Source organism: Paenibacillus konkukensis, assembly GCF_023523925.1.
Classification (GTDB): Bacteria; Bacillota; Bacilli; order Paenibacillales; family NBRC-103111; genus Paenibacillus_S; species Paenibacillus_S doosanensis.
Window position 1 is genome coordinate 7,253,012 of sequence record NZ_CP027059.1, and the last position, 24,404, is coordinate 7,277,415.

Annotated in this window: 25 protein-coding genes and 1 other RNA gene; 21 read left to right on the top strand and 5 right to left on the bottom strand. The window is 52.7% G+C overall.

What is annotated here, in order from left to right:
• Nucleotides 1-39 precede the first annotated feature (39 nt).
• The 7 genes from SK3146_RS31500 (at nt 40) to rnpB (ending at nt 6,864) form a co-directional block, all read left to right on the top strand.
• Nucleotides 40-501, top strand: a complete 462-nt coding sequence (locus tag SK3146_RS31500; RefSeq protein WP_249862502.1) for a YaiI/YqxD family protein — start codon at nt 40-42, stop codon at nt 499-501.
• A 40-nt stretch (nt 502-541) separates the two neighbouring features.
• Entirely contained in the window at nt 542-2,374 is a 1,833-nt protein-coding gene (gene dnaG, locus SK3146_RS31505; protein ID WP_249862503.1) for a DNA primase, read from the top strand.
• 48 nt (nt 2,375-2,422) lie between these two features.
• Nucleotides 2,423-3,541 (top strand): RNA polymerase sigma factor RpoD, encoded by a 1,119-nt coding sequence (gene rpoD, locus SK3146_RS31510; protein WP_249862504.1) that lies wholly within the window; start codon nt 2,423-2,425, stop codon nt 3,539-3,541.
• A 128-nt stretch (nt 3,542-3,669) separates the two neighbouring features.
• Complete coding sequence (locus tag SK3146_RS31515; RefSeq protein WP_249862505.1) at nt 3,670-4,500, top strand: hypothetical protein; 831 nt, start codon at nt 3,670-3,672, stop codon at nt 4,498-4,500.
• Between the two features lies 1 nt (nt 4,501).
• The gene (locus SK3146_RS31520; protein ID WP_249862506.1) at nt 4,502-5,281 is read left to right on the top strand and encodes a tRNA (adenine(22)-N(1))-methyltransferase; all 780 of its coding nucleotides are present in this window, start codon (nt 4,502-4,504) and stop codon (nt 5,279-5,281) included.
• Nucleotides 5,248-6,363: a Nif3-like dinuclear metal center hexameric protein gene (locus SK3146_RS31525; protein WP_249862507.1), complete on the top strand. Its 1,116-nt coding sequence runs from the start codon at nt 5,248-5,250 to the stop codon at nt 6,361-6,363. Before SK3146_RS31520 ends, SK3146_RS31525 begins: the two co-directional genes overlap by 34 nt.
• A gap of 91 nt (nt 6,364-6,454) precedes the next feature.
• Nucleotides 6,455-6,864: RNase P RNA component class A (gene rnpB / locus SK3146_RS31530), an RNA gene on the top strand.
• Between the two features lie 290 nt (nt 6,865-7,154).
• Here rnpB and SK3146_RS31535 read toward each other — a convergent pair.
• Nucleotides 7,155-9,059 carry a S8 family peptidase gene (locus tag SK3146_RS31535; protein WP_249862508.1) on the bottom strand — a complete coding sequence of 635 codons (1,905 nt, stop codon included), beginning with the start codon at nt 9,057-9,059 and terminating at the stop codon, nt 7,155-7,157.
• A gap of 194 nt (nt 9,060-9,253) precedes the next feature.
• Here SK3146_RS31535 and SK3146_RS31540 point away from each other — a divergent pair, with 194 nt between their 5' ends.
• The 13 genes from SK3146_RS31540 to SK3146_RS31600 all read left to right on the top strand — a co-directional run bounded on the left by SK3146_RS31540 (nt 9,254) and on the right by SK3146_RS31600 (nt 19,582).
• Nucleotides 9,254-9,754: a YpuI family protein gene (locus tag SK3146_RS31540; RefSeq protein WP_249862509.1), complete on the top strand. Its 501-nt coding sequence runs from the start codon at nt 9,254-9,256 to the stop codon at nt 9,752-9,754.
• Between the two features lie 74 nt (nt 9,755-9,828).
• Nucleotides 9,829-10,959, top strand: a complete 1,131-nt coding sequence (locus SK3146_RS31545) for a glycoside hydrolase family 15 protein (protein ID WP_249862510.1) — start codon at nt 9,829-9,831, stop codon at nt 10,957-10,959.
• A 48-nt stretch (nt 10,960-11,007) separates the two neighbouring features.
• The gene (locus SK3146_RS31550) at nt 11,008-11,211 is read left to right on the top strand and encodes a DUF1540 domain-containing protein (RefSeq protein WP_249862511.1); all 204 of its coding nucleotides are present in this window, start codon (nt 11,008-11,010) and stop codon (nt 11,209-11,211) included.
• Between the two features lie 33 nt (nt 11,212-11,244).
• A complete protein-coding gene (locus SK3146_RS31555; RefSeq protein WP_249862512.1) occupies nt 11,245-11,664 on the top strand; it encodes a hypothetical protein in 420 nt (139 codons plus the stop codon).
• A gap of 139 nt (nt 11,665-11,803) precedes the next feature.
• Nucleotides 11,804-12,499: a lytic transglycosylase domain-containing protein gene (locus SK3146_RS31560; protein ID WP_249862513.1), complete on the top strand. Its 696-nt coding sequence runs from the start codon at nt 11,804-11,806 to the stop codon at nt 12,497-12,499.
• 88 nt (nt 12,500-12,587) lie between these two features.
• Nucleotides 12,588-13,760: a cysteine desulfurase family protein gene (locus tag SK3146_RS31565; protein ID WP_249862514.1), complete on the top strand. Its 1,173-nt coding sequence runs from the start codon at nt 12,588-12,590 to the stop codon at nt 13,758-13,760.
• Nucleotides 13,757-14,959, top strand: a complete 1,203-nt coding sequence (gene thiI, locus SK3146_RS31570) for a tRNA uracil 4-sulfurtransferase ThiI (RefSeq protein ID WP_249862515.1) — start codon at nt 13,757-13,759, stop codon at nt 14,957-14,959. The genes SK3146_RS31565 and thiI overlap by 4 nt, the downstream gene beginning before the upstream one ends.
• A gap of 116 nt (nt 14,960-15,075) precedes the next feature.
• Nucleotides 15,076-15,744, top strand: a complete 669-nt coding sequence (locus SK3146_RS31575) for a TerC family protein (protein WP_249862516.1) — start codon at nt 15,076-15,078, stop codon at nt 15,742-15,744.
• A gap of 201 nt (nt 15,745-15,945) precedes the next feature.
• Nucleotides 15,946-17,793 (top strand): translational GTPase TypA, encoded by a 1,848-nt coding sequence (gene typA, locus SK3146_RS31580; protein WP_249862517.1) that lies wholly within the window; start codon nt 15,946-15,948, stop codon nt 17,791-17,793.
• A 73-nt stretch (nt 17,794-17,866) separates the two neighbouring features.
• Entirely contained in the window at nt 17,867-18,139 is a 273-nt protein-coding gene (locus SK3146_RS31585) for a YlaH-like family protein (RefSeq protein ID WP_249862518.1), read from the top strand.
• 45 nt (nt 18,140-18,184) lie between these two features.
• Complete coding sequence (locus SK3146_RS31590) at nt 18,185-18,622, top strand: hypothetical protein (protein ID WP_249862519.1); 438 nt, start codon at nt 18,185-18,187, stop codon at nt 18,620-18,622.
• Between the two features lie 47 nt (nt 18,623-18,669).
• Entirely contained in the window at nt 18,670-18,942 is a 273-nt protein-coding gene (locus SK3146_RS31595; protein ID WP_249862520.1) for a hypothetical protein, read from the top strand.
• Nucleotides 18,943-19,129: 187 nt separating this feature from the next.
• Nucleotides 19,130-19,582 (top strand): pyridoxamine 5'-phosphate oxidase family protein, encoded by a 453-nt coding sequence (locus SK3146_RS31600; RefSeq protein WP_249862521.1) that lies wholly within the window; start codon nt 19,130-19,132, stop codon nt 19,580-19,582.
• Between the two features lie 36 nt (nt 19,583-19,618).
• Here SK3146_RS31600 and SK3146_RS31605 read toward each other — a convergent pair whose 3' ends face one another.
• Nucleotides 19,619-20,164: a YhcN/YlaJ family sporulation lipoprotein gene (locus SK3146_RS31605; protein WP_249862522.1), complete on the bottom strand. Its 546-nt coding sequence runs from the start codon at nt 20,162-20,164 to the stop codon at nt 19,619-19,621.
• A 104-nt stretch (nt 20,165-20,268) separates the two neighbouring features.
• Between SK3146_RS31605 and SK3146_RS31610 the strand changes: the two genes are divergently transcribed.
• Entirely contained in the window at nt 20,269-21,600 is a 1,332-nt protein-coding gene (locus SK3146_RS31610) for a PhoH family protein (protein ID WP_249862523.1), read from the top strand.
• 77 nt (nt 21,601-21,677) lie between these two features.
• Here SK3146_RS31610 and SK3146_RS31615 read toward each other — a convergent pair whose 3' ends face one another.
• The 3 genes from SK3146_RS31615 to SK3146_RS31625 form a co-directional block, all read right to left on the bottom strand.
• Nucleotides 21,678-22,184: a hypothetical protein gene (locus SK3146_RS31615; protein ID WP_249862524.1), complete on the bottom strand. Its 507-nt coding sequence runs from the start codon at nt 22,182-22,184 to the stop codon at nt 21,678-21,680.
• 26 nt (nt 22,185-22,210) lie between these two features.
• Nucleotides 22,211-23,317 carry a hypothetical protein gene (locus SK3146_RS31620; protein WP_249862525.1) on the bottom strand — a complete coding sequence of 369 codons (1,107 nt, stop codon included), beginning with the start codon at nt 23,315-23,317 and terminating at the stop codon, nt 22,211-22,213.
• Between the two features lie 121 nt (nt 23,318-23,438).
• Nucleotides 23,439-24,404: a hypothetical protein gene (locus tag SK3146_RS31625; RefSeq protein ID WP_249862526.1), complete on the bottom strand. Its 966-nt coding sequence runs from the start codon at nt 24,402-24,404 to the stop codon at nt 23,439-23,441.

The window sequence follows — 24,404 nt, forward strand, 5'->3', positions numbered from 1 at the left end:
ACGGTGGTACTTTAGAACGAATTCGGTGGGACAAAGACTATGTCTTTCAAAATTATTGTGGATGCCGATGCTTGTCCGGTTAAGTCGGAAATCGTCAAAGCCGCTGCGCAATTTCATGTCGATGTGATGATGGTCGCTTCCTTCGATCACCGTCTCGCTCCTATGGAAGGCGTGCAGATCGTTCAGGTCGACCGTTCCGATCAATCGGTAGACTTGTACATAGCGAACCGGATCGCCCCCGGAGATATTCTGGTGACGCAGGATTTCGGCCTGGCGGCGCTGGCGCTGGGGAAAAAGGCTATCGCTTTATCCAATCGCGGACAGCATTTCAACGACCGGACGATTGACTTTTTACTGGACCGCAGGCACGAGCAGGCGAAGCAAAGGCGCGGCGGCAAGCATTCCAAAGGGCCGAAACCGTTTACCGACGAGGATCGACATTTTTTTCAACATTCTTTGACAAAACTTTTGCGAAGCTTGCAGGAGATTTCACAGAGATAGCGAATATTATTACGTGTTAATTTGATTGAAGGTGGATAGGATGAGTAACGGACGCATCCCGCAAGAAGTCATTGAGGCCGTTTTGAAGCATCATGATATTGTGGATGTAGTCGGCCGGTACGTGCATTTGAGCAAACAAGGCCACTATATGAAGGGACTGTGTCCTTTTCATTCGGAGAAATCGCCGTCGTTCACCGTCACACCTGAAAAGCAAATTTATCACTGCTTCGGCTGCGGCGCAGGCGGCGGCGTCATTCAGTTTTTGATGGCGATCGAAGGCTATACGTTTACGGAAGCGATCAGCGGCTTGGCCAAAGAAGCCAATCTGGATATCGGCACTTACGCGCAAGCGGACGGCCATGTTCAGCAAAATCCGGAGAAGACGAAGCTGCTCGAAGCCTACGAGCTTGCCGGTAAGCTGTATCAGTATATTTTGAAAAATACCGAGCAAGGCAAGCAGGCGATGCAGTATTTGCGGTCGCGGGGCTTGAACGACAAGGTGATAGAAACGTTCGGCATCGGCTATGCTCCCCCCCAGTGGGATACGCTGGCTCAACTGCTTGAAAGACGTCAATTTCCGCTGCCTCTGATGGAAAAGGGCGGTTTGATCTCGTCAAGACAGGACGGTCAAGGCTACTTCGATAAATTTCGCGACCGGATTCTGTTTCCGATCCATGATTGGAAAGGACAGCTCATCGCTTTTGGCGGAAGGGCGATGGGGGACGTGCAGCCCAAATATTTGAACAGTCCCGAGTCGATATTGTTTCACAAAAGCCGGAGCCTTTATAATATGCATCTGGCAAGGCCGGCCATTCGAAAGCTGCGTAAGCTGGTGTTGTTCGAAGGCTATGTCGATGTGATTAAAGCTTGGGAAAGCGGCATTACGAACGGGGTCGCTACGATGGGAACCGCGCTCACCGATGAACATGCGGATGTCATACGCAAACAGGCCGATCAGGTCGTCGTTGCTTATGACGGGGATTCCGCTGGGCAGAATGCGGCATACAAAAGCATTCCGATTCTCGAAAAAGCGGGCGTTCAGGTTCAAATAGCGATGATCCCCGGCGGGAAAGATCCCGACGAATATATTACAAGTCAAGGTTCTGAACGATTTGTACGGGAAGTGATTGAAGCTGCCGTACCGTCGATCAAATATAAACTTCTTTATTTTCGCAAAAATTATAAACTGCAGGAGGATGGCGAGAAGCTTCGTTACATTCAACAAGCGCTCAAAATCATTGCCGATATTCCTTCGCCTATTGAAAGAGAGCATTACGTTAGAGATCTTGTAACCGAATTTCCTTATTCTTACGAATCGGCGCTGCAAACCTTGAACGAAATTAGACTCCAAGCGGAAAAAAACAACAAGTTCGGGGATAATAAAGACAAAGCGTGGAATAATGTTATGAATGACGGAACACCTCGGGAACGGAGTCCTTCCTTATATCGTGCTTATCATAATGCGGAGCGTCAGCTCTTGGCCATCATGATGTATGACCGTGAAGTGGCGCATTACGTAGAGCGGGAGCTGGGGGATCAGTTTAACGTTGATGCTCATGCGGCATTGGCTGCTTATTTGTATGCTTATTACGCACAAGGATTCGAACCGAATCCGAGCAGCTTTATGGCTATGCTTCAAGAAGCGGACCTGGAAAGTTTGGCAAGTTCCTTAGCGATGATGGGCAATTCACACGGGGTCAACGATCAGGTCATTGACGATTACATCCGGGAGATAAAAAAATACCCGCAGCAGCAGCTAATCGAGCGAAAAAGAGAAGAAATGATTCGCGCAGAACGTTCAGGGGATATTACACGGGCCGCACAAATAGGCATTGAGATTATTTCCCTAGAAAAGCAGTTGAAATCATCTTGAAGCTTCCAGCAAGCAGGAAGATGACTCTAGGGAGGAGGGAGTTGGATTATGGCGAACGATCAACGCACGGAGATAGAGACAGAGTTGACGTTAGAGCAAGTCAAGGAGCAGCTAATTGAGCAGGGCAAGAAGCGTTCCTCTTTAACCTACAAAGATATTATGGAGAAACTGGCTCCTTTCGACCAGGATCCTGAGCAAATCGACGAGTTTTTCGAACAGCTCTCCGAGCTTGGAATCGATGTAGGCAACGAATCGGACGAAGAGCATGAACTCGGCCGGATGGATCAGGAGCATGACGATTTTCATTTTGACGACGATTTGTCGCTGCCTCCGGGCATTAAAATCAACGATCCGGTACGCATGTATTTGAAAGAAATCGGTCGAGTCCCGCTGTTATCCGCTGAGGATGAGGTGGATTTGGCGAAACGGATCGAGCTTGGCGACGAGGAAGCGAAGCGCCGGCTTGCGGAAGCAAACCTGCGGCTTGTCGTAAGTATCGCCAAGCGTTATGTAGGCCGCGGCATGCTCTTCCTTGATTTGATTCAGGAAGGCAATATGGGTCTGATCAAAGCGGTCGAAAAATTCGACCATACGAAAGGTTATAAATTCAGTACGTACGCGACCTGGTGGATTCGTCAAGCCATTACCCGGGCGATTGCGGACCAAGCAAGAACGATCCGGATTCCGGTACATATGGTGGAAACGATTAATAAGCTGATTCGCGTCTCAAGACAGCTTCTTCAAGAGCTCGGCCGCGAGCCGATGCCGGAAGAAATCGCCAAGGAAATGGATCTTAGCACGGATAAAGTTCGTGAAATTATGAAAATCGCGCAGGAGCCCGTATCATTGGAAACTCCGATCGGAGAAGAAGACGATTCGCATCTGGGTGATTTCATCGAGGATCAGGAAGCTCTTGCTCCTGCGGACGCAGCGGCTTACGAACTGCTCAAGGAACAGCTGGAAGACGTTCTCGACACGCTGACCGAGCGGGAGGAAAACGTACTTCGCCTGCGCTTCGGATTGGATGACGGGCGTACCCGCACCTTGGAGGAAGTAGGCAAGGTGTTCGGCGTCACGCGTGAACGGATTCGTCAGATCGAAGCCAAAGCACTGCGTAAACTGAGACATCCGAGCCGCAGCAAACGATTAAAGGATTTTCTTGAATAAAGCTTTGCCCTTATCGACCTTTCTGCACCCGCTGCAGTCAGGTCTAATTTTTTGTTTCACCTCAACCGATAAATAAAAACAGGTAAGACGAATAGGATATCGATTCAGTAAGAGGTGAACAAGAACAAATGGATGATAGACGTAAGATCATTATCCGGGAAATCGAGCAGTGGCGTAAAAGCAAGCTGCTGCCGGAACATTATTGCGATTTTTTGCTAAACTTATATTTGGAGGAAGGTTCCGGGAAACCGTCCGGAGGATTTCTTGGCATTTCGACCGATACGATCAGAAACAGTAATTGGAAGATATGGGTACTGTTCGTCGGGATTTTGGCCGCTATTTCTTTAGCTGCTCTTAATTTTACCGCTTTTGATTTACCAATGCAAATCGCCGTTTCTTTATTGTTCTTATTTCTTTGTTATGCGATCGGCAGCTTGCAAAGATCCAAGGAGCCTGTAAGGGCGCAAATATTGTTCGGAATGGCCTCGCTGTTTTTGCTGTTTATAGGCGTGTTTATGCTCGAGCTGCATCAAATTCACGCACCTGTGATCGTCGTCAGCTATGTCGTTCTATGCAGTCTCGTATGGCTGCTCACGGGGCTTATGGCAAGGTTCATGCTGTTTCAATTAAGCGGCTGGGTCGTACTCGTATTTTGCTACGGCTGGCTTCTGCATTATCAGCTCGACTCGCTGAATTGGGCGACGCTGGAGCTGAGCTGGGTGCCTCTTAGCATATTGTTTGGCTGGCTCGGCTGGATGCTTCACGAAAGGAGCAAGCAGATCGGCACCGTATTCTTGATGCTGAGCTGTATCGTTTGGTTTATGCCGGAATTGTATGGTATGCTGTATGCCGAACTATATGGAGAACAAATCGTTCAATTGGCGCTCGTAGGTAAAATCTTTTTTGAAGCGGGCATTTTATTTGGTTTCAGAAAAAAATGGATAGAGTGGGTTGCTTAACATGTTGAAATTGTCGAAACGGCTTGAGTGGATAGCCGAGCAAGTTCCGGCGGGAAGCAGACTTGCCGATATCGGTTCGGATCATGCACTGCTCCCGGCCTATTTGGCGCAGCAGGGGCGAATCGTCAAGGGCATTGCGGGGGAAGTCAATCGCGGGCCGTTCCAGGCGGCGTCGAAGCAGATCCGCGAAGCCGGATTGGAGCGCACGGTCGACGTGCGTCTGGGAGACGGGCTGGCCGTTATCGCGCCGGGAGAAGCGGACGTCATTACGATCGCCGGGATGGGAGGCGCCTTGATCTCCGCCATTTTGGAGGCGGGACAGGCAAAGCTGGCGGGCGTAAAGCTGCTGGTGCTTCAACCAAATGTCGGAGAAGAGAACGTGCGCAGCTGGCTGCTCGCGCATGAATGGACGCTGCTGAAGGAACTGATATTGGAGGAAGACGGGAAAATTTACGAAATCTTGGTCGCGGCATCGGCACAGCCGGCAGAAGCTTCCAATGATCGTTTATATGCGCCGCGGCTCCTAAACGGGCCGAACGGCGGGCTTGAAATCGGCCGCGAGCTTTTGCTCAAAATGGGGCCTTACTTGCTGCAAGCTCAAGACGAAGTATGGTTCCGCAAATGGGAGCTGGAAATAGCGAAGCTGGAGATGATTGAACGGCAGCTTGCGCTGTCGTCCCAGCCGGAAGCTCGTCTTAAGGAGCGGGAGCTTGAGCTGGAGAAGAAACGGATTAAGGAGGTACTCACATGTTTGCAAAAGGACAAAACGTCATCCAACTGATGGAGGAGCTTGCTCCAAAGCATTATGCCGTACCTGACGATAAAATCGGTCTTCAGCTCGGCACGCTGAATAAGGAAATTACCGGCGTGCTGATCGCTTTGGACGTTACGGATGAAGTCGTCGAGGAAGCGATTCGTCTGCAGGCGAATTTGATCATCGCGCACCATGCGATTATTTTCCGGCCCCTTGCCCATCTGCAGACGGATTCTCCCGCAGGCCGCTTGTACGAGAAATTAATCAAGAACGATATTGCGGTGTATATCGCCCATACGAATCTCGACGTGGCCGAAGGCGGCGTCAACGATCTGATGGCCGAAGCGCTGGGGCTGACCGGGCTGTCGCCTCTTGAGGATATTCATACCGACAAGCTAAAGAAGCTCGTCGTTTTTATTCCCGAAGATCATCTGGAGCGGGTGCGCCAGGCGTTATTTCAGGCGGGAGCGGGCTGGATCGGCCAATACAGCCATTGCAGCTTCAATATCGAAGGGACCGGCACTTTCGTGCCGGAGGAAGGCAGCGAGCCGTTCATCGGCAAGCAGGGGAAGCTGGAGCAGGTCAAGGAAGTGCGACTTGAGACCATCATTCCGCAGAGCATCGAGCGAAAAGCGATCCAGGCGATGCTGAAGGCCCATCCGTACGAGGAAGTAGCCTATGACCTGTATCAGCTCGATCTGAAGGGCCGCACCTTCGGCCTGGGCCGCGTCGGCAAGCTGGAGACGGCCGTTACGCTGCGCCAGCTGTGCGAGCAGGTCAAACAGGCTTATGACGTGCCAGCATTGAGGTTGGTAGGCTCCCCGGACAAGGAAGTGCGCAAAATCGCGGTGCTCGGCGGCTCGGGCAGCCGTTACGTGCGTCACGCACAGTTTGCCGGGGCCGACGTGCTGATTACCGGCGATATCGATTATCATACCGCTCACGATGCGCTCGCGGCAGGGATGGCATTGATCGATCCCGGGCATAATGTCGAGAAAATTATGAAGCAGGGCGTAGCCGGTTACTTGCAGCGCAGACTGCAGGAGAAAAAATCGGATACGGCGGTATTCGCCTCGCAGATCGATACGGAGCCGTTTCAGTTCGTGTAAATGGCAAAGGTTCGAAAAATGGCTTCATTGGAAATAACGAAACGGTTGTTTTTTACGGCGATTCGCTGTATACTAGCAAATGCACATCAGGAAAGCTTGACAGACAATCGCTGGTGAGAAATCACGAGAGGAAAGTCCGGGCTCCGTAGGGCAGGATGCTGGATAACGTCCAGTCAGCGCGAGCTGAAGGCTAGTGCCACAGAAATGGACCGCCGATGGCGAGGACTTCGGTCCTTCGCACAGGTAAGGGTGGAACCGTGGTGTAAGAGACCACGAGGAGATATGGTGACATATGTCCTGGTAAACCCCATTTGGAGCAAGACCTAGTGGAACGCAAATCTCTTCGGGAGATGAGTCCTAGCCCGGGACGCGTTCGGGTTGGTCGCTTGAGCCGGGCAGCAATGTCCGGCCTAGATAGATGATTGTCGCTTCAACGGTGGGAGGGTGGTACCCGTTACGACCACTGGAAGTACAGAACCCGGCTTACGGCAAGCTTTCCTGGAACCGAGAAAAACCGCCTGCGAAGGCGGTTTTTGTGCTGTTAGGAAATGATGCGCAGCAAATTTCCTGTGGATATCCAAAGGGGCTCCCCCCAAAGTAATGTCTACCCCTAGAACGATCCCAGAGGAATGGTTAGACGCCGATCCAGCCTAGGCTGGATGCGGACGGAATAAGCCTCAGAGCATCACGTCACTACCCTGGAAATTACTCTTGGTACCCCATTTCCATTGTCTGTGGTGCCGCGTCGGCGGCATGGATGGCTTTTGGGGGATTTGTTCTGTTAGGAGGGATTATCTTCCCCACAGACGATCAAGCAAGCGCTGCGTCCATTCCGGCAGCGTAGATACGGGTTCGGGCTGCTGCGGACTTTGCATCGATTGCGGGTTTTTGGTCGCTTCGGCCCTTTTTAAAGCCGCTACGACGTCGATCAAGCCGTGTCCGTAATACTTATCTTTTCCTTTCGGTCCGATATCTTGTGCCGTCTCTCGCATAATTTGCATCACTTCCGTATTTTTCAAGTCCGGATTGACCGAGCGGATCAGCGCCGCAAGCGCCGTAACATGCGGGCTCGCCATTGAGGTGCCGGACAGCGCCGCGTATTGATTATGCGGATACGTACTGGCAATGCTTACGCCGGGAGCGGCTGCATCGACATAGTCTCCGTAATTGGAGAAGGAAGCTTTGTTCTTGTTGGAATCGGTGGCCGCCACGGCGAACACCTCCGGATAAGCGGCCGGATATCCCGGCGTCTCGGTATTGTCGTTGCCGCTGGCCGCGATCAGGACGACGTCGTGGTCATAGGCGTACTTGATGGCGTCGTGCAGGAAATTGGCGTCGGCATAGTTGCCCAGACTCATATTGATGACCTTGGCGCCGTGATCGGTGGCCCATATGATGCCTTGCGCGACGGAATAGGTGCTGCCTGCGCCGCTTTGATCAAGCACTTTGACCGGCATAATCCGGTTGTACCAGCTCATGCCGGCGACTCCGATATTGTTGTTGACTACGGCTCCAATGACTCCGGCGACATGCGTGCCGTGGCCGACGTCGTCCAGCGGCGCCGCGTCCGTATTGACGACATTGTACCCGCTGATCAGCTGGTCTTTGAGATCGGGATGATTGATATCGACGCCGGTATCGACGATGGCGACCTTGATTTGATCGGAGCCTTTGGAAATCGTCCAGCCTTGCTCCGTTTCGATATTCGGCAAATTCCACTGGTAACGCTGGTACAGCGTATCGTTAGGCTTGAGCTCGTCCGATATTTGCGCTTCCTTCCGCGCGGTATCGGCGTTCACGGCGGAATCGACCGCTTCGCTATTGGTTAAATACAGAAAATGCGGCTCCGCATAAGCGACGTTCCATTTCTTGAAGTAATTCATCAATTGTTTGGCTTCCATCTGCTTCGATTCGAATATATAGGTGTAGCCGATTTTCCGATAATGGGAAGTGCCGATTTCGGAATCGATTTTGGCTAAATCGGCCTGTGTCGGCTCCTGGTTGAATCTGACGACGACCTGATTGACGTGATAATGGCTGGTACCTTCGTTTTCTTCGGGATGACGGACTTTCACATCGCGCAGCGTACGGGAATCGACGGACTCGATTTTATAATGATTGTCAGCCGGATACGTCACGATGCGCAGGTTTTTCAGCTGATGATTTTCCACATGTTTGAGAATGCTTTGTTTGACAACGCCCAGCAGCGCGGTTTCCGAGCTGTTTGACGGCACCCCTAACACGAAATACGTATCTCCGTCAAATTGGAAGGGAAGGGATTGATAGCTCTCGCCCCGGTCCGTTTTTTGCTTTGCTTCCCGGAGCTTCGGTTCCGTCATAGTACGCAGGGCATCGGGGAGGCTTCCGGCTTGGATGCCTTTATCGACAGTTTGGGAACGCTGGGTCCAAATAAGCTGCTCCATGTGCGGATGCTGCTGCTGCAAAGCAACGAGCTCCTGTTGTTTTTTCTCTAACGGCGCTCCTTCGCTTACGTTAAGCACTCTCCGCAGCTCCAGGCTGCACTGCGTGCGGCATAAGTCGTCGGTCAGCTTCATATCCTGCGACAAGGTAGCCTGCTTGACCTTCAGCTCCTCCTGGGGGGAAAGGCTGGCGATGCGCGGCGCGCCTTCATTGCGGGGAAAAAGAAGCGCGCCGAAAGCAATGAGCAGAGCGAAAGATAATGCATATTTCCACATCGGACTGACTCCTTTTTTATAGGTTTATCGTTAGAGTCTCCGCGGGGTATTGTTCTTACAACCGGAAATCTTCCCCTTAGCTCATGTTAAGTCATTTTCCATATTACTTTTAACTACAATTTGTGGTAGGATGGAGAAAGAAAGTCGTTTATTCAACCAAATGTTTTGTTTTAAATACAGGAGGTCTTGTGATTATGGCGAATTTTAATGTTAAAAATGTATGCGAAACTACGAAATCCAAACTAAGCGATGCGATCGCTAAAATGGAAACGTTCTTGAACGAACATTCCCTGCAGCAGCTGAATTCTGAGATGGATTCCACGATGGAGGAATTTTATAAAGGCTATTTGTCCGACATAAGACATTTGTTGGTATTCAGCGAAGTCGCATACGAGAAGCTGGGCGTGAGCTTGCGCCGTCCGACCTTTAACGTGGAATATGCGGAGAAGGTGCTTTACGAAGTGTATCACAGCTGCGTCAATAACTTCTTCTATCCGAAGAATGAATGTTATTCCGAGGACGGACGCTATGCTTATACGGGACAAGATGCGATCCGCTTCCGCAAAAAACCGACCCGCGCGGTGCGCGATTTGACGATCGAGCTTTCGAAAATATTCGAAACGCTGCGCGAAGATTTGGCTTACTACGAGACCGACTACATTACGCAAAAGCGGATGCAGGGCGAACGGGTATAAAACAAGCAAATTGGAAAATACTTACTAGAGATGCTGCAAACGCATCTCTTTTTGTTTAGAGGGGAGTCGGTTCCATGACCAATAAGCTAACGATCCATGAGCTCGCCGAAATCAGCAAGCAGATTATTCGGTATAATCAGCATTCTTCAGGCGGTTATATCGCTTGCCCGTTATTCGTTCATTACGGCTTCAGCTGGCTTCGCGACGGCAGCTTTATCGCAAACGCCATGGATACGGCTGGTGAGACCGCAAGCTCGGAGCTGTTCCACGGATGGGTAAACCGCGTCGTCGCGCGGCAGAAAGACCACATCGAGCAGCTGCTGCAGCGTCATGCCCGCGGAGAAGCGATAGGGGAGCATGAATTTCTGCATACCCGCTATCATTTGGACGGCCGCGATGACAAGAATTCGGAATGGGGGCATTTCCAGCTCGACGGTTACGGAACGTGGCTGTGGGGGCTTGCCGAGCATTTACGGGCTGCGGGGGCGTCGGCCCTTCCCGACACCTACAAGGTCAGCGCAGAGCTGACGGTCCGGTACTTAGGCGCTTTTTGGAAGCTGCCGAATTTCGACTGCTGGGAAGAGCGCAACGATCAGGTGCATCCTTCGACGCTGGCTTGCATTTACGGCGGTTTGAGCGCTATCGAGCCTTATCTGGAGATTCCCGGAATTACTGAGACGATACATAATATTCGCCAGTTTCTATTGGAACGCTGCGTACATCCCGAAAGCGGCCATATTGTGAAAAGTTTGCGCCCCGTACCCGGCGAAGATAGGTATGAATTCGTTCATGACGGAGTGGATGCGAGCTTGATGTGGCTGTGCCGTCCATTTGGCGTATTTGCCGCGGATGATCCGGTGATGGCGGCGACGATCCAAAAAATCAGGACGGATCTGCGCACGCCTCAGGGCGGTGTCCGGCGTTTTCCAGGCGACGAGTATTACGGAGGCGGGGAATGGATTCTGCTGACGGCGTGGTTAGGGTGGATTGAGACCGAGCTTAACCGCCGCGACGAAGCGGAAGCCGCACTGGCGTGGATCGCCCGGCAAGCGGATGAACTCGGAAGGCTTCCGGAGCAGGTGCCGAATGCGCTTCTTTCCATGGACACATACGAGGGATGGGTGAACCGATGGGGACCGCCTGCCAGTCCGCTGCTTTGGTCGCACGCCATGTACCTTGTGCTATATTCCCAGCTGTACCGTTAGTATAGCATCCCCCCTCTGCCGGGCACTCCTAAGTAAGGGGTGATAAACATGCCAGATGTCAAATGCAGTGTATCCAACTGTACGTTTTGGGCGGAAGGAAACAACTGTGCGGCCAACTCGATTATGATCGAGGTCGACGAGCATGCCCATGCCGATTTCAGCTCCGAGTTCGCTGAAGATTTCCAAGGCCATCAGGACAAGGCGGCAGATGTGCGCAGCACCTGTTGTCACACGTTCAAGCCGAAGAAATAAGCGGCTATCAGCTGCATGAGGGAGGTATGCCGTATGGCAGGTCATAACAGCAGAAGCAGGGACAAGAAAAACCGTTCCGCCCGTCCTCAGAGCTCCATGAAAGTTGTGCACAAGCAGGCCGCCGCAAAACATTCGGAGGAATATGCCGCCGAGCTTACGGCTCCGTTCGGAGCCCCTGTACAGGCGCCTGTTGAGCTTGTCGAGGTCGGAAGCCGCCGCGATGCTGCCCGAGAGAAGGAAGAGTCGCAAGAACAAAGCCGATGGCTCGGATATTCCGCCTTAACATTAGGCGTGCTTTCCTTGTTCATGTTCCCGGCGCTGTTCGGCGGGGCCGCCGCGGTACTCGGATTCTTCTCGTATAATCAGGGGCGGAAAGCTATGGGGGTATGGTCGATCGCTCTTGGACTTGTTTCTATGGCAAGCTATTTTTTACTGGCCCCGGCGTATTCATAACGATTTTCCGTACAGCGGAAGCAGGCTCTCTGGGCCTGTCTTCCTTTTTTTTCGGCAGGAAAAGACAAAAAGAACTGGATGACGAGCCCAAAACAGTGTACAATAAGTTTTGAAACTTTGATCAGGGAGTCATCTTTCTATGAACATTGATCCAAGAACTTTAAAAGATCTTCTCCAATTGCAGTTGCTGGGCAAAATGAGTCTGCTGTCTTCAGGCGATTCGGCTGCGGAAAGCGACGATAATTCCGATTTCGCCGATTTGCTTAATTCCTTGCTTACTTCCCAAGGATTGGACACGCAGACGGCAGAGCCGGGCTTTGCGGCGGGAGCAAGCGCAAGAACTTCCCTTAAGCCGGCAAGCTTCAATCCATCGTTCGCGTACGCTGCTGCGGCTCCGCAGATGAAGGCGGCGCAATCGGCTGGAGAGCTGGAACCGATTATCGAAGCGGCAAGCCGCAATCACGGCGTTCAGCCGAGCTTGGTCAAGGCGGTCATCGATGCGGAATCTTCGTTTAACTCACAAGCGGTTTCACGCGCCGGAGCCAAAGGATTAATGCAGCTGATGGATGGAACGAGCCAAGGACTGGGCGTTAGCAATCCGTTCGATCCCGAACAAAACATTCAAGGCGGCACCCGCTATTTATCCGATTTGCTGCGCAAGTATAACGGGAACAGCGGCGTAGCGTTGGCGGCTTATAATGCAGGCCCGGGACGAATCGACCGTTTAGGGATAACGAGCGATCAAGAGTTGATGTCGAAGATGCATCTGCTGCCCGGCGAGACGCAAGGTTACGTGAGCAAGGTGCTTAGATTGCAGCGTAATTACGAAGCTTAACGCAGCATAACAAAGACCTACCTTAAGCGTCCTTTGAAACGGGGCGCAAGCTAGGTCTTATTTTTATGAACATTGGGAGGTTATCAGCATGCTGTATTTGGATTATGCGGCTACGACGCCTCCTTATGACGAGGTAGCGGATACGATGGCCGAAGTGATGAAGAAGCATTTCGGCAACCCGTCTTCCCTGCATCGTATCGGAATTCAGGCCGAACAATTGCTTCGGCAAGCACGGACGGTCATTGCGGGCTGTCTGAACGTGCGCCCGGACGAAATACGGTTCACTTCGGGAGGGACGGAAAGCAACAATTTGGCGATCGTAGGAGCGGCTGAACAATTCCGCCACAGAGGCAGCCATTTGATTACGACCGCGATCGAACATGCTTCCGTATACGAAACGTTCAGACAATTGGAACGCAGGGGCTTCCGGGTTACGTATTTGCCCGTGGACGAGACCGGCTGCGTAAAGCTGGAGGAGCTTGAGAAGGCGCTGTCGGACGATACCGTTCTAGTGAGCGTCATGGCCGTTAATAACGAGATGGGGCGGCTGCAGCCGATCGGCGAGATCGGGGCGATGCTGAAGCGGCATCCCAAAGTGCTGTTTCATGTCGATGCGGTGCAAGCCGTCGGGAAGCTTCCCATCGATCCCGCCGCGCAGCGGATCGACTTGTTCTCCTGCTCCGCTCACAAGCTCCGCGGGCCGAAGGGAATCGGCTTTCTATACTGCCGCCACGGCTTGGAGCTGCAGCCGCAAATTGTCGGCGGCGGCCAGGAGAGCGGCTTGCGCTCGGGAACCGAGAACGTGCCGGCAATCGTCGGCATGGCGAAGGCGGTGCGGATCGCTTGCGAACGCCGCGCTGATTTTGCCAGGCATACCGCCCTGCTGCGCGAGCGCATCGTCAGCTGCATACGGGCTATCCCGGAGCTGTCGCTGACCGGATCGGAGCGGGCGGAGGATATGGCCCCGCACATCGTTCACTTCACGTTCCCCGGTATGAAGTCCGAAGTTATTGTTCATGCTTTAGAACAGCATGATATTTATGTATCGACCCGGTCGGCCTGCTCTTCGGGAGCGAGTTTGCCGAGCCGAGTGCTTCTCGGGATGGGGTATGACGGTCAAACGGCCGCTAACGGAATCCGCATCAGCTACTCGCTGGATCAGACGATGGATGATGCGAAGCGGCTGTGCTCGGCGCTCGGAAAAGTTGTAGAGCAATTGAAGCCGGCTATGAAGACGCAGCAAAGACGGAGGTCATTATGAAACCGGATGTCATTGTTCTCCGGCTCGGAGAGCTTACATTAAAAGGAAAAAATCGGCACCGATTCGAGAAGGCTGTATACGAGCAAATCAGGCGGGCCATGCGGCCTTATGAGAAGCTGACCTTTGTCAGAGACTTCGGCAGAGTGTATGTGGAACTGAACGGCGAGTCTTACGCGGACATCGAGCAGCGGCTCCGCAATATTCTCGGCCTGGCTTCATTCAGCCCGGTTTATTCCGCGCCGCTGGAGCTTGAAGCGATTGAAGCTGCCGCTTTGGCGGCGATGGGCAGTCTGGACGAGGCTCCGGCGACGTTTAAAGTGACGGTGCGGCGGGTCAATAAACGTTTTCCGTACGATTCGCAGGAGATGAACAAGCGGATCGGGGGAGCGGTACTGAGAGCGATGCCGGAGCTGAAGGTCGATGTGAACGCGCCGGCGGCGGAACTGAAGATCGAACTCCGCGAGCAGCGCGCGCTTATCTATTCCCGGGTTATCCAGGGTGTCGGCGGATTCCCGCTCGGCACCAACGGCAAGGCGATGCTGATGCTAAGCGGCGGCATCGACAGCCCTGTAGCGGGCTATTTGGCCTTGAGGCAGGGATTAAAGCTTGAAGCGGTGCATTTTCACAGCTATCCGTTTACCAGCGAAAAGTCGCAGCAGAAGGTCAAGGAGCTGGTCAGCAAGCTCGCCGAATATGCCGGCGACATCAAGCTGCATCTCGTGCCTTTCACGAATCTGCAAACCCGTGTCCATCAGGCATATAAGCAGAATTTGCTGATTACTATATTAAGACGGGCTATGTTCCGGATTACGGAAAAGCTGGCCGAGGAGCAGAAAGCTTCGGCGATCGTTACGGGAGAAAGTCTCGGCCAAGTGGCGAGCCAAACGCTCGGCAGCATGAACGTCATCGGGCGCGCGGTAGGTCTGCCCGTTCTCCAGCCGCTGATTTGCATGGAGAAACAGGAGATTATCCGCGTAGCGGAAATGATTGATACGTTTACGATCTCGATTCAGCCCCACGAGGATTGCTGCACCTTGTTTCTGCCGCCCTCTCCGAGCACGAATCCGAACCTGCGCGTCGTCGAGAGCATTGAAGGTCATATGGACTGGCTTCAGGAGGAAATCGACAAGGCGGTCGCCGAGACGCAGACGGTGTGGATCGGAGCAGGGAAGCAGGCGGCATTCTCCGACTATTTCTAATCGAAGCAAGCGGTCGGCGGAAATTTATACGTTGATTTTGAAACATATCGAGGCCGGCTCCGTATGAACTAATAAACGGATTGCGGGTTGACAGCGAACTTGGAGGGTTGGAAGACATGTTAGAATGGTTTTTACTTTTTTTGCAGATTATGTTGATTAACATCGTGCTGAGCGGAGACAACGCGGTCGTCATTGCGCTGGCCAGCAAAAATTTGCCTATAAGCCAACGGAAGCAGGCAATATGGTGGGGAGCCTTCGGCGCCATTGCGCTCCGCCTCGTATTGACCGTCATCGCCGTGTACATATTGACGGTGCCGTATATTCAGGCCGCCGGTTCGCTGCTGTTGACCTGGATCGCGATCAAGCTGCTGATTGACGATGACAGCCATACTAACATCAAAGAAGCTTCCACGCTCGGTAAGGCCGTTTGGACGATTATCGTCGCCGATTTCGTCATGAGTCTTGACAATGTGCTGGCCATCGCCGCCAAAGCGAATAACGATCTTACGGTCATTATTCTCGGGGTCGGCCTCAGCGTGCCGATCATCATATGGGGCAGCACGCTCGTTATGAATTTGCTGAACAAGTTTCCGATCCTGGTGTTTCTGGGCGCGGGGATTCTCGGGTACACGGCTGGAGAGATGTTCGTCAAGGACGAAACCGTATCCCATCTGCTGCTGTCCGGCGTTCCGCATTGGATCGTCCCGATCGCGGCGACGGTCATCGTGATCGGCGCTGGGGTGATTAAAAAAATCATCGGAAAGCCGAAGCCGCATCATTCCTGATCGATCCAAAAGTAAAAAGGTTGTAAATGGCATTACAAACTTATCGTTTTACCTTGCCTTTTGCGCCGATTAGCCGTATAATAAACGTAAATGTCAAGCGTCGGCGCTTATGTCCGACGCTTGTTTTGTGAACGGACCTCGGCCCGCAGCGGTTTTAATGCGAATGCGGCAGGGTCAAATTAAGGAGAGGTAAGGGAAAACATGCATTCAAGAGATAAAATACGCAACATTGCGATTATTGCACACGTCGATCACGGCAAAACGACTTTGGTAGACAAGCTGCTTCAACAATCAGGCACGTTCCGCGAGCATGAAGCGGTTCAGGAGCGCGCGATGGACTCCAACGATCTGGAACGGGAACGCGGCATTACCATTTTGGCCAAAAACACGGCAATTCGATATAAGGATTATTTGATCAATATCGTGGATACCCCGGGACATGCGGACTTCGGCGGCGAAGTCGAACGGATTATGAAAATGGTAGACGGCGTTCTGCTCGTCGTCGATGCTTTCGAAGGCACAATGCCGCAGACGAAATTCGTTTTGCGCAAAGCGTTGGAACAAAACCTGACACCTATTGTTATCGTCAATAAAATCGACCGTCCGAACGCCCGTCCGGCTGAAGTTGTCGATGAGGTGCTTGACCTGTTTATCGAGCTGGGAGCCAACGACGATCAACTGGACTTCCCGGTCGTGTACGCTTCGGCGTTGATGGGCACCTCCAGTCTGGAATCCGATCCGGCGAAACAGGATGACAACATGCAGGCTATTTACGACACGGTCGTCAATCATATTCCGTCTCCTACCGAAAGTGTAGAGGAGCCGCTGCAATTCCTCGTCACCTTGATGGACTATAACGAATACTTGGGCCGCATCGCTATCGGCCGCGTGAATCGCGGCGTCGTGAAGCAAGGGCAGCCGATCGCCGTTATCAACCGCGATGGCGTCACCAAGCAAGCTCGGATCGAGAAGCTGTTCGGCTTCCAGGGCTTGAAGCGAATCGAAGTGGAGCAAGCCGGCGCGGGCGACATCGTTGCCATTGCCGGCATCAAGGATATCAACATCGGCGAAACGATCGCCGATCCGGCTAATCCGGAAGCATTGCCGGTGCTCAAAATCGACGAGCCGACGCTGCAAATGACATTCCTTGTCAATAACAGCCCGTTCGCAGGCCGCGAAGGCAAGTGGGTCACTTCCCGCAAGCTGCGCGAGCGTCTGTTCAAGGAATTGGAAACCGACGTCAGCTTGCGCGTCGACGAAACCGACAGCCCCGATGCGTTTATCGTCTCCGGCCGCGGAGAGCTGCATCTCGGCATCTTGATCGAGAATATGCGTCGCGAAGGCTTCGAATTGCAAGTATCCAAGCCTGAAGTGATCATCAAAGTCATCGACGGCCAAAAGATGGAGCCGCTTGAGCGACTGATCATCGATATTCCCGAAGAGAGCATGGGTGCCGTAATGGAGAGCCTCGGAACGCGCAAAGCGGAGATGGTCAATATGGTCAACAACGGTTCCGGCAACGTCCGCCTGGAGTTCCTGATTCCGGCGCGCGGCTTGATCGGCTACCGTACGTACTTCCTGACGCTGACGCGCGGTTACGGCATCATGAACCATGCGTTCGACAGCTACGGCCCTTATTACGGTGCGGGCGTCGGCGGACGGCACGAAGGCGTGCTCGTTTCGAGCGAAACCGGAACGTCGACGATGTACGGCATGCTGTCCGTGGAAGATCGCGGCATTCTGTTCTTGGAGCCGGGCACGGAAGTTTACGAAGGCATGATCGTCGGGGAGCATACCCGCGATACCGACATCATCGTTAACATTTGCAAAGAAAAGCAGTTGACCAACATTCGTTCCGCTGGTAAAGACGATACGGTCAAAATGAAAACTCCTCGCTTGTATTCGTTGGAACAGGCGCTTGAATACTTGAACGACGACGAATATTGCGAAATTACGCCGAAATCGATTCGTTTGCGCAAAAAGATTTTGAACAAAAGCGAGCGCGAGCGCGCCGAGAAGCACCGCAAAATGGCTGAAGCTAACGCATAATGATATAACTCGCAAAGAAAGCTCTGAGCAATCAGGGCTTTCTTTGTAGAATTTTAGAAGGAGGTCGTCTCTCGTGACAGAATGGTTTAGAGCGCATCCGTTCATTACCTACATTATCATTTTTGTGTTGATTTCCTATGTGTATAATAAGGTATTCAAAGCGCGCAGACTCCCGATATTGAAAGAAGCCGTCATTTACATCATGCTCGCTTTGGGCGCCGGTCTGCTGCTGTTATTCCAATTGGGAGCGCTGCCGATTATTCCGAGTCTGACGGTAGCCGTCGCTTTAATGCTTCTGGTGAGAGTCCGTTACTTTATTCAAGATCGCGAGAAAAAGCAGGAATAGCGAAAAAAAGCAGAGCCTGTGTATAGCGGGGAAAGCGAGGGGCGTATGAAAAGCTATTGGTTAACGCCGGTCGAGTTTTGCGCAGACCGTACGATCATGCCGGGAGAGCGGATCGAGCTGGGTCCGGAGCAGGACCGGGAACGTTTCCTCGCGCTTGTCAAAGCGGTGCATTCGCGGATGCTCGTGCCGTTCAAAGCGAATCTGCTGCTGAGCGAGGAAGCGGAGCTGGCATGCGGCGTGGATGAGCTGCCGTTCGATCTTTCGTCGTCAGAGGAGATCGCTTTTGATGAGCGGCTTGCGCTGTCGCATTGCGCCTTGGCTTACATCGACAGGCTTCCTTCCGCCTCCGAGATGTCCGGCTGGCTGCAAACGGCCGCAAAGCGCGCCGCAGGGGAGACAGGAGCTGAACGTATCGCCGGGTGGCTGCATATGATGAACAAATGGAATGAGCAGGGGCTGCCCGTCATGCTGCTGGTGCAGTAGACCGTGTTTCTCGCCCTATTTCTTGAGCCTTAGGAGGAAAAACGAACTTGAAACTTGAGGATGCGTTCTTTAATTGGCTGCAGATGAAAATAGTCGAAGAAGCTCGGCCCGACGATCGAGCGGCCAAGGATACGCGGATGTTTTTCGAGGAGATTTTGCGCGAAGATCACGCTATCGCTTGGTTTGAGACATCGGAAGACGAAACCAGAATACATATTGACTACGAAGCGCAAGGAACGAGCAAGAAGCTGTTCTTTGACAAGGAACACGCCGAGCAGTTGCTGCATGATATTAATTCCAATCCTAAGTACAATCAGTGACATATATGACGGACACTTTCGATAAACTAAAATAAATCGTCCGAAAGGAGTGTCCGACCATCGCTGAAGCGCCGAACCGCATCTCGCTCACTAGCAGCAACTGCCTGTGGTTGCCAAGCAATTCCTGTGATATAATGGTGTCACCCAAACGGCATAAATTCTAAGAATAGACGCAGGAGGGGTAATCATGGCAGAAACGATCACAGTACTGCCGGAGCCATTGGCAGCAGCTTTGCAGAAGGAAGCCTTTGCATTGCTTAGCACCGTGGATTTCGAATCCGGCTCGCCCAGCATGAACGCTGTTTCCTGGATTTACGCCAAAGACTCGGGAACGATCCGTTTTGCTGTGGATCGTCGCTCCCGTATCGTAAGCAATATTAATAACCATGCGCTCGTTAATGTGACATACATTGGCGAAGGCTCCGTTCATGCCATTTACGGCAAAGCGCGCTTGGTAGCGGAGACGCTGGCCGATGTGCCGCTTAAGCTGGCATGCTTTGACGTGGACATTACCGCGGTGCGTGACGCGATGTTCTACGGCTCGCGTATTTCGGTTGTGCCCGAATATGAGAAAACCTATGACAAACGCGCCGCCGAGAAGCTGGACGCGCAAGTTTTTGATGCTATGCAAAAAGCCTAGAATGCTGTCGATTCTAGGCTTTTTCAACATATCCCGCTACAAATTGGCATTCGGCATCTGCGGTTCCGTACTTTCGGGAGCCGGGGCAGGCTCTACGTCCCGGGGAATTTGCGGCATAATCCGGCCGATAATCTCCGCCATTTCCGTTGCGAATCCGCTGATCGGCTTGCCGTTCATCACATGATCTCTGATCCTTTGGATCCGATGCGACAAATCCATATCCGCCGTAACGATGGCATCGACTCCGTAAGGATCTTTTTTCAAAGCTTCCGCGACCGAAAGCTTGATAGTTCCAACCTTGGAACGGTCCATTTCCGGAGGCAAATTGATCCCTACAACCGCCGTGTTTCCGAAAACGACGCAATTGGCGCTTTCAACCTGCGGGATGCTGGTGGCGATTTGCTCCAAACGTTCGGAGACGGCCCGGGAATCGATGATTTCCTTTTTCTGAGGCGCCGTTTGCTTCACTTGAATTTGTCGATTCGTATCATTCGTCGGAGAGGGGGAAGCTCCATTCTTTGGTGATTGGTTACAACCTACCAATACGGACAACAGCACAATACAATAGACAAACACTCTCATTATCGATCGTCCTTTCTATCCCTTAATTGCTTTGGTTAGTTTGTCCTTACTAGTTGCTTCCTATGTATAACGGCAACCAAACACCAGATCTGGGAGGGACTCAAATGGAAAAAATTTTTGTATTGGATACCAACGTGCTGTTGCAGGATCCTAACGCAATATTTGCTTTTGAGGATAACGAGGTGGTCATTCCGGCGATCGTATTGGAGGAGATCGATACGAAGAAGCGGAACGCGGATGAGCTGGGGCGCAACGCCAGGCAAATTTCGCGCATGCTGGATGGGCTCCGTTCTCAGGGACGGCTGTATGAAGGCATCAGCCTTCCCAGCGGCGGCAGCTTGAAGGTAGAACTCAATCATCGGAGCTTTGCCAAGCTTCAGGAAGTATTCGCCGAAGTGACCAGCGATAACCGCATTTTGGCGGTCGCTTTAAACTATCATTTGGAAGAGCAGGAGAAACCGCATCCGCGGCCCGTCATCATCGTCAGCAAAGATACGCTCGTCCGGATCAAGGCGGATGTGCTGGGGCTGACCGCGCAGGATTATTTGACCGACCGGATCGTCAATATGCCCGATATGTATACGGGGTATTTGACCATTCATGCGCATCCTTCCATCATCGACGAGTTTTACACGTATCGTTACTTGAGCGTGAGCTCTCTCAATCTGGCATACCCGCTGCACCCGCATGAGTTCGTCATCCTAAGAGACGAGATGGGAACGTCCAAGTCGGCGCTGCTTAAAGTCAATGCCGAAGGGAAGAAGCTGGAGCCGCTGTTTTTGAGCAATGATCCGGTTTGGGGGATCGGCGCGCGCAATGCGCAGCAGCGGATGGCGCTGGAGCTGCTCCTGAACGACGATATTCCGATCGTTACGCTGACGGGCAAGGCGGGAACGGGCAAAACGCTGCTGACGCTGGCCGCCGGCCTGATGAAGGTCGAAGACGAGCATAAGTATAAAAAGCTGCTGATTGCCAGACCGGTCGTGCCGATGGGCAAAGATATCGGGTATTTGCCGGGCGAGAAGGAAGAGAAGCTGCGTCCGTGGATGCAGCCGATTTACGACAATCTGGAGTTTTTGTTCGATACGAAGAAGTCGGGGGATATCGATAAAATATTGGCCGGACTCGGCAGCATTCAAGTCGAAGCGTTGACGTATATTCGCGGCCGTTCGATTCCAGGCCAGTTCATTATTATAGATGAAGCGCAGAACTTATCCAAACATGAGATCAAGACGATCGTCTCCAGGGTCGGAGAAGGCAGTAAAATCGTTCTGCTGGGCGATCCGGAGCAAATAGACCATCCATACCTGGATGCCTCCAGCAACGGCCTCACGTACGTTGTAGAGCGTTTCAAGGGCCAAAATATTAGCGGGCACATTACGCTGGAGCGCGGGGAGCGTTCCCATCTGGCTCAGCTCGCGGCGGATTTACTGTAATCGAGCTAAGAAGAAGACGCAAGGAGCGGCAGCCGAATATTCCGGCCGTTCTCCTTGCGTCTTTTTTCGGAAGAAGGTTAGTTTTCCGCCGACAGAGGCGAAATTTCACAGCCGTAGGCGCGGGCGATACGCTCCATCAGCTCGTCCGATTGAATGTCCGCCGCGCAGCACATTTCGCCGTTTTGCTCAAACGAGGCTAACAGATGCTCTTCCATCTGCAGCAGCGCTTGAGAAGGCTCGGCCTGCGGCCCTCCAGAGCGGAGCGTGTACAGGAAGACGGCATCGGCATAGGCGTATATGCGCCTTCCCTGGCTGCTTGTAAACCCATAATCCGTGAACGAAGGCCTAAGCTCGGCTCCGTCCGGAAAGAGCAGCAAGTCGAAATTCTCGCAAGCAACCCCATGCCGTTCCATAACGGCGCGGGCTTCTTCTTGCTGACGGCGGCTGCCGAAAATAAGCAGTTCCTTGTCTCTGTCGATGGGCGGGGAGCTTTCGGCGAGCTCTGCGACGATTTGCGTATCGATGCCCGGCCGCCTCCCTTCGGGTAAATCCATGTCCAGACCGAATGTGCGAATAGGTTCCACCGGCGTATTCCTCGCTTATCGATAAGTTATAAAGCCAGCTTGAGCAGAATGCTCAGCTTTCCTTCCTCCTGGCGAACCTCGGTCACTTGTAAAAAAGAAGCGAAGGCTTGCGGATAAATGCCGAAGTCGAAGTCTTTCATCATGGCGTCGATCGTCGATTGCGGCAGATCGAAGCCGTTGAACTGCAGTTGTTGTATAGTAAAGCGGATAAACTTGGTTTTGCCGTCGTTCTTGACGGCCAAATCGTAGGAGCCTTTTATAGTTACTTCCATATCGTCCTGACGGCCGGTAGCGATAATGTCGCTGCGGGTAAAACGAAAGCTCATGTTTTGGAAGATCGGGTTTTTGGCGCGCAAAAAGGTGTTAAGCTCTTCATCGGTGATCTGAAACGTGTACTGAAAGCCGTTCATGATCAGATGCGTATTTTTCCCGCCGCCGCTGTCGCTTGCGCTTACCAGCTCGGGCAGCTGCTTCATAGCTTGGGCGAGCGCGAGAAAATAAGTTTTAAACAGCGGAGCTCCCTTTTGCTGCCACTGCAAGGTCAGGTTCGTCATCTCCTGCAAAAGCGTAGGCGCGGCATCGGGTTGCTTGGCCAAGTCGGCGTCGATTTGCTGCTGGAGCGCCGTCAACCGTTCCTTTTGTGCCATATAATTATCCTTAGCTTGCTGGAGCTCGGCTTGTGAGGTTTGCAGCTCGCTTGTCAGTTCTTTGAGCTTCTTCTGATTGTCCAAATGCTTCTGCAGAGCGTCGCGGTCGCTCGTCATGATCATCTGCAAATATTCGAGCGTAATCAAGGCGTCCTTGAAGGAGCCGGCGGAGAACAGCAGCATCCACAGTGAATCCCGGTCTCCCATATAATAAGCGCGCAGAACGCGTCCGGCATGCTGCTTGGTCTCGCCGGACAACGCTTGCTGCTGCTCCAACTGCCGCTGCGTCGACGTTTGCTGCGCATTCAAATTTTGCTGCTGCTGCTCGATTCGTGCAAGCTCCTGATCGATTTCATAGACGGTCAGTCCCTTTTGAAGCAGCTGCTTCGACTCTTCCGAAGTGACCGCGGCATGAACGAAAGGCGGAGAGGACAGGCATAGACCAAGACAGATCAAGATGCAGGCTGCTCGTTGAAAGGGCCTCATCGGATTATTCCTTTCCGGATAAGTACTGAATCATGCTGAATCGTGCAAATTCAGATTACCACAACTCTATGTGCGATAGGTTAAAAAAATACTTCTTCCGAAGAAGAAGTAGAACGGCCGTTTATTTTTGCGCCGCGCCGGCCGGCTTCAGAAACCGGAGGAGCTCCTCAAGCGATTTTTGCTTGGCGGGAACTTCTCGTGCGAAGGCCGGATTCCGGTTTATATCGGATAAGTCATGCGTCCAGATCAGATGATGTTCATTGGCGCTGCCGCCGCTTGTAAATACCAAATCCCATTTTTGCTCGCGAATAAACCCGTCGCTATCGATTCGCATCTCAATGGAGCTTGGGGCACGCAGTCTGATCGCTCCTAAGGCCGAGCTCCAGGCGTCTGAGGCAAGCCCGTTCGTCTTCAGCTGGGCGGACAACGAGGGCAGCACGCTCTGATTGAGGTAATCGGCGACGGCCTGTTCGTTCTTGGGCGTCACGCTTAAGGCGATTTGTTTGCCGGGGCTTCCGTCCTGCAGCGTCACGGCTTCTTTCGTCGTCTGGAGCCAATCGGGGTCTGCGCCGCTGAGCAGCTGTTTGGTTATTTCGGCCGTCAGCCTGCCGGTATTCTTCAACGCGCCGGATGCGTCGCTCCCGGACGCCTGGTCCTTCGGAGGCGCGATGGGAAGCGTCATGTATTCATCCTGCTTATTTAATGGTGGCATATGGAAATACAATTTGCTATCTTTAATGAGAACCGGAATATCGATGGCGGTTCCGCCTGCAGGGGTAACCGACAGGTCGGCCTCCATACGGGGAGGCTCCAGCGCGGCGACGCCTTTATAATCTATTTGGCTATCCTTCAGCAGAGCGAACAGCGTCGCCGTCATCGGGCTGGTCTGTCCGAACAGCGCGGCGTCCGCTTTCAGCTCGACGGACCCTTGGAAGCGGTAGTTTACGATTTCCTGCTGTTTGGCCGCGGCCTGCAGAAGGTCCTGCTTCAACTGCTTATTGTCCGTGCAGCCGGTCAGGAACAGGGCAATGCCCGTCATCGCAACCAAGGCGATATAAATGGAAAACTTGCGGTAAAAAGACAACAT

Bases quoted from the DNA above. Each gene is read 5' to 3' on its own strand.
- SK3146_RS31500 (WP_249862502.1), top strand. From the start codon at position 40: ATGTCTTTCAAAATTATTGTGGATGCCGATGCTTGTCCGGTTAAGTCG.
- dnaG (WP_249862503.1), top strand. From the start codon at position 542: ATGAGTAACGGACGCATCCCGCAAGAAGTCATTGAGGCCGTTTTGAAG.
- rpoD (WP_249862504.1), top strand. From the start codon at position 2,423: ATGGCGAACGATCAACGCACGGAGATAGAGACAGAGTTGACGTTAGAG.
- SK3146_RS31515 (WP_249862505.1), top strand. From the start codon at position 3,670: ATGGATGATAGACGTAAGATCATTATCCGGGAAATCGAGCAGTGGCGT.
- SK3146_RS31520 (WP_249862506.1), top strand. From the start codon at position 4,502: ATGTTGAAATTGTCGAAACGGCTTGAGTGGATAGCCGAGCAAGTTCCG.
- SK3146_RS31525 (WP_249862507.1), top strand. From the start codon at position 5,248: ATGTTTGCAAAAGGACAAAACGTCATCCAACTGATGGAGGAGCTTGCT.
- SK3146_RS31535 (WP_249862508.1), bottom strand. From the start codon at position 9,059: ATGTGGAAATATGCATTATCTTTCGCTCTGCTCATTGCTTTCGGCGCG.
- SK3146_RS31540 (WP_249862509.1), top strand. From the start codon at position 9,254: ATGGCGAATTTTAATGTTAAAAATGTATGCGAAACTACGAAATCCAAA.
- SK3146_RS31545 (WP_249862510.1), top strand. From the start codon at position 9,829: ATGACCAATAAGCTAACGATCCATGAGCTCGCCGAAATCAGCAAGCAG.
- SK3146_RS31550 (WP_249862511.1), top strand. From the start codon at position 11,008: ATGCCAGATGTCAAATGCAGTGTATCCAACTGTACGTTTTGGGCGGAA.
- SK3146_RS31555 (WP_249862512.1), top strand. From the start codon at position 11,245: ATGGCAGGTCATAACAGCAGAAGCAGGGACAAGAAAAACCGTTCCGCC.
- SK3146_RS31560 (WP_249862513.1), top strand. From the start codon at position 11,804: ATGAACATTGATCCAAGAACTTTAAAAGATCTTCTCCAATTGCAGTTG.
- SK3146_RS31565 (WP_249862514.1), top strand. From the start codon at position 12,588: ATGCTGTATTTGGATTATGCGGCTACGACGCCTCCTTATGACGAGGTA.
- thiI (WP_249862515.1), top strand. From the start codon at position 13,757: ATGAAACCGGATGTCATTGTTCTCCGGCTCGGAGAGCTTACATTAAAA.
- SK3146_RS31575 (WP_249862516.1), top strand. From the start codon at position 15,076: ATGTTAGAATGGTTTTTACTTTTTTTGCAGATTATGTTGATTAACATC.
- typA (WP_249862517.1), top strand. From the start codon at position 15,946: ATGCATTCAAGAGATAAAATACGCAACATTGCGATTATTGCACACGTC.
- SK3146_RS31590 (WP_249862519.1), top strand. From the start codon at position 18,185: ATGAAAAGCTATTGGTTAACGCCGGTCGAGTTTTGCGCAGACCGTACG.
- SK3146_RS31600 (WP_249862521.1), top strand. From the start codon at position 19,130: ATGGCAGAAACGATCACAGTACTGCCGGAGCCATTGGCAGCAGCTTTG.
- SK3146_RS31605 (WP_249862522.1), bottom strand. From the start codon at position 20,164: ATGAGAGTGTTTGTCTATTGTATTGTGCTGTTGTCCGTATTGGTAGGT.
- SK3146_RS31610 (WP_249862523.1), top strand. From the start codon at position 20,269: ATGGAAAAAATTTTTGTATTGGATACCAACGTGCTGTTGCAGGATCCT.
- SK3146_RS31620 (WP_249862525.1), bottom strand. From the start codon at position 23,317: ATGAGGCCCTTTCAACGAGCAGCCTGCATCTTGATCTGTCTTGGTCTA.
- SK3146_RS31625 (WP_249862526.1), bottom strand. From the start codon at position 24,404: ATGTTGTCTTTTTACCGCAAGTTTTCCATTTATATCGCCTTGGTTGCG.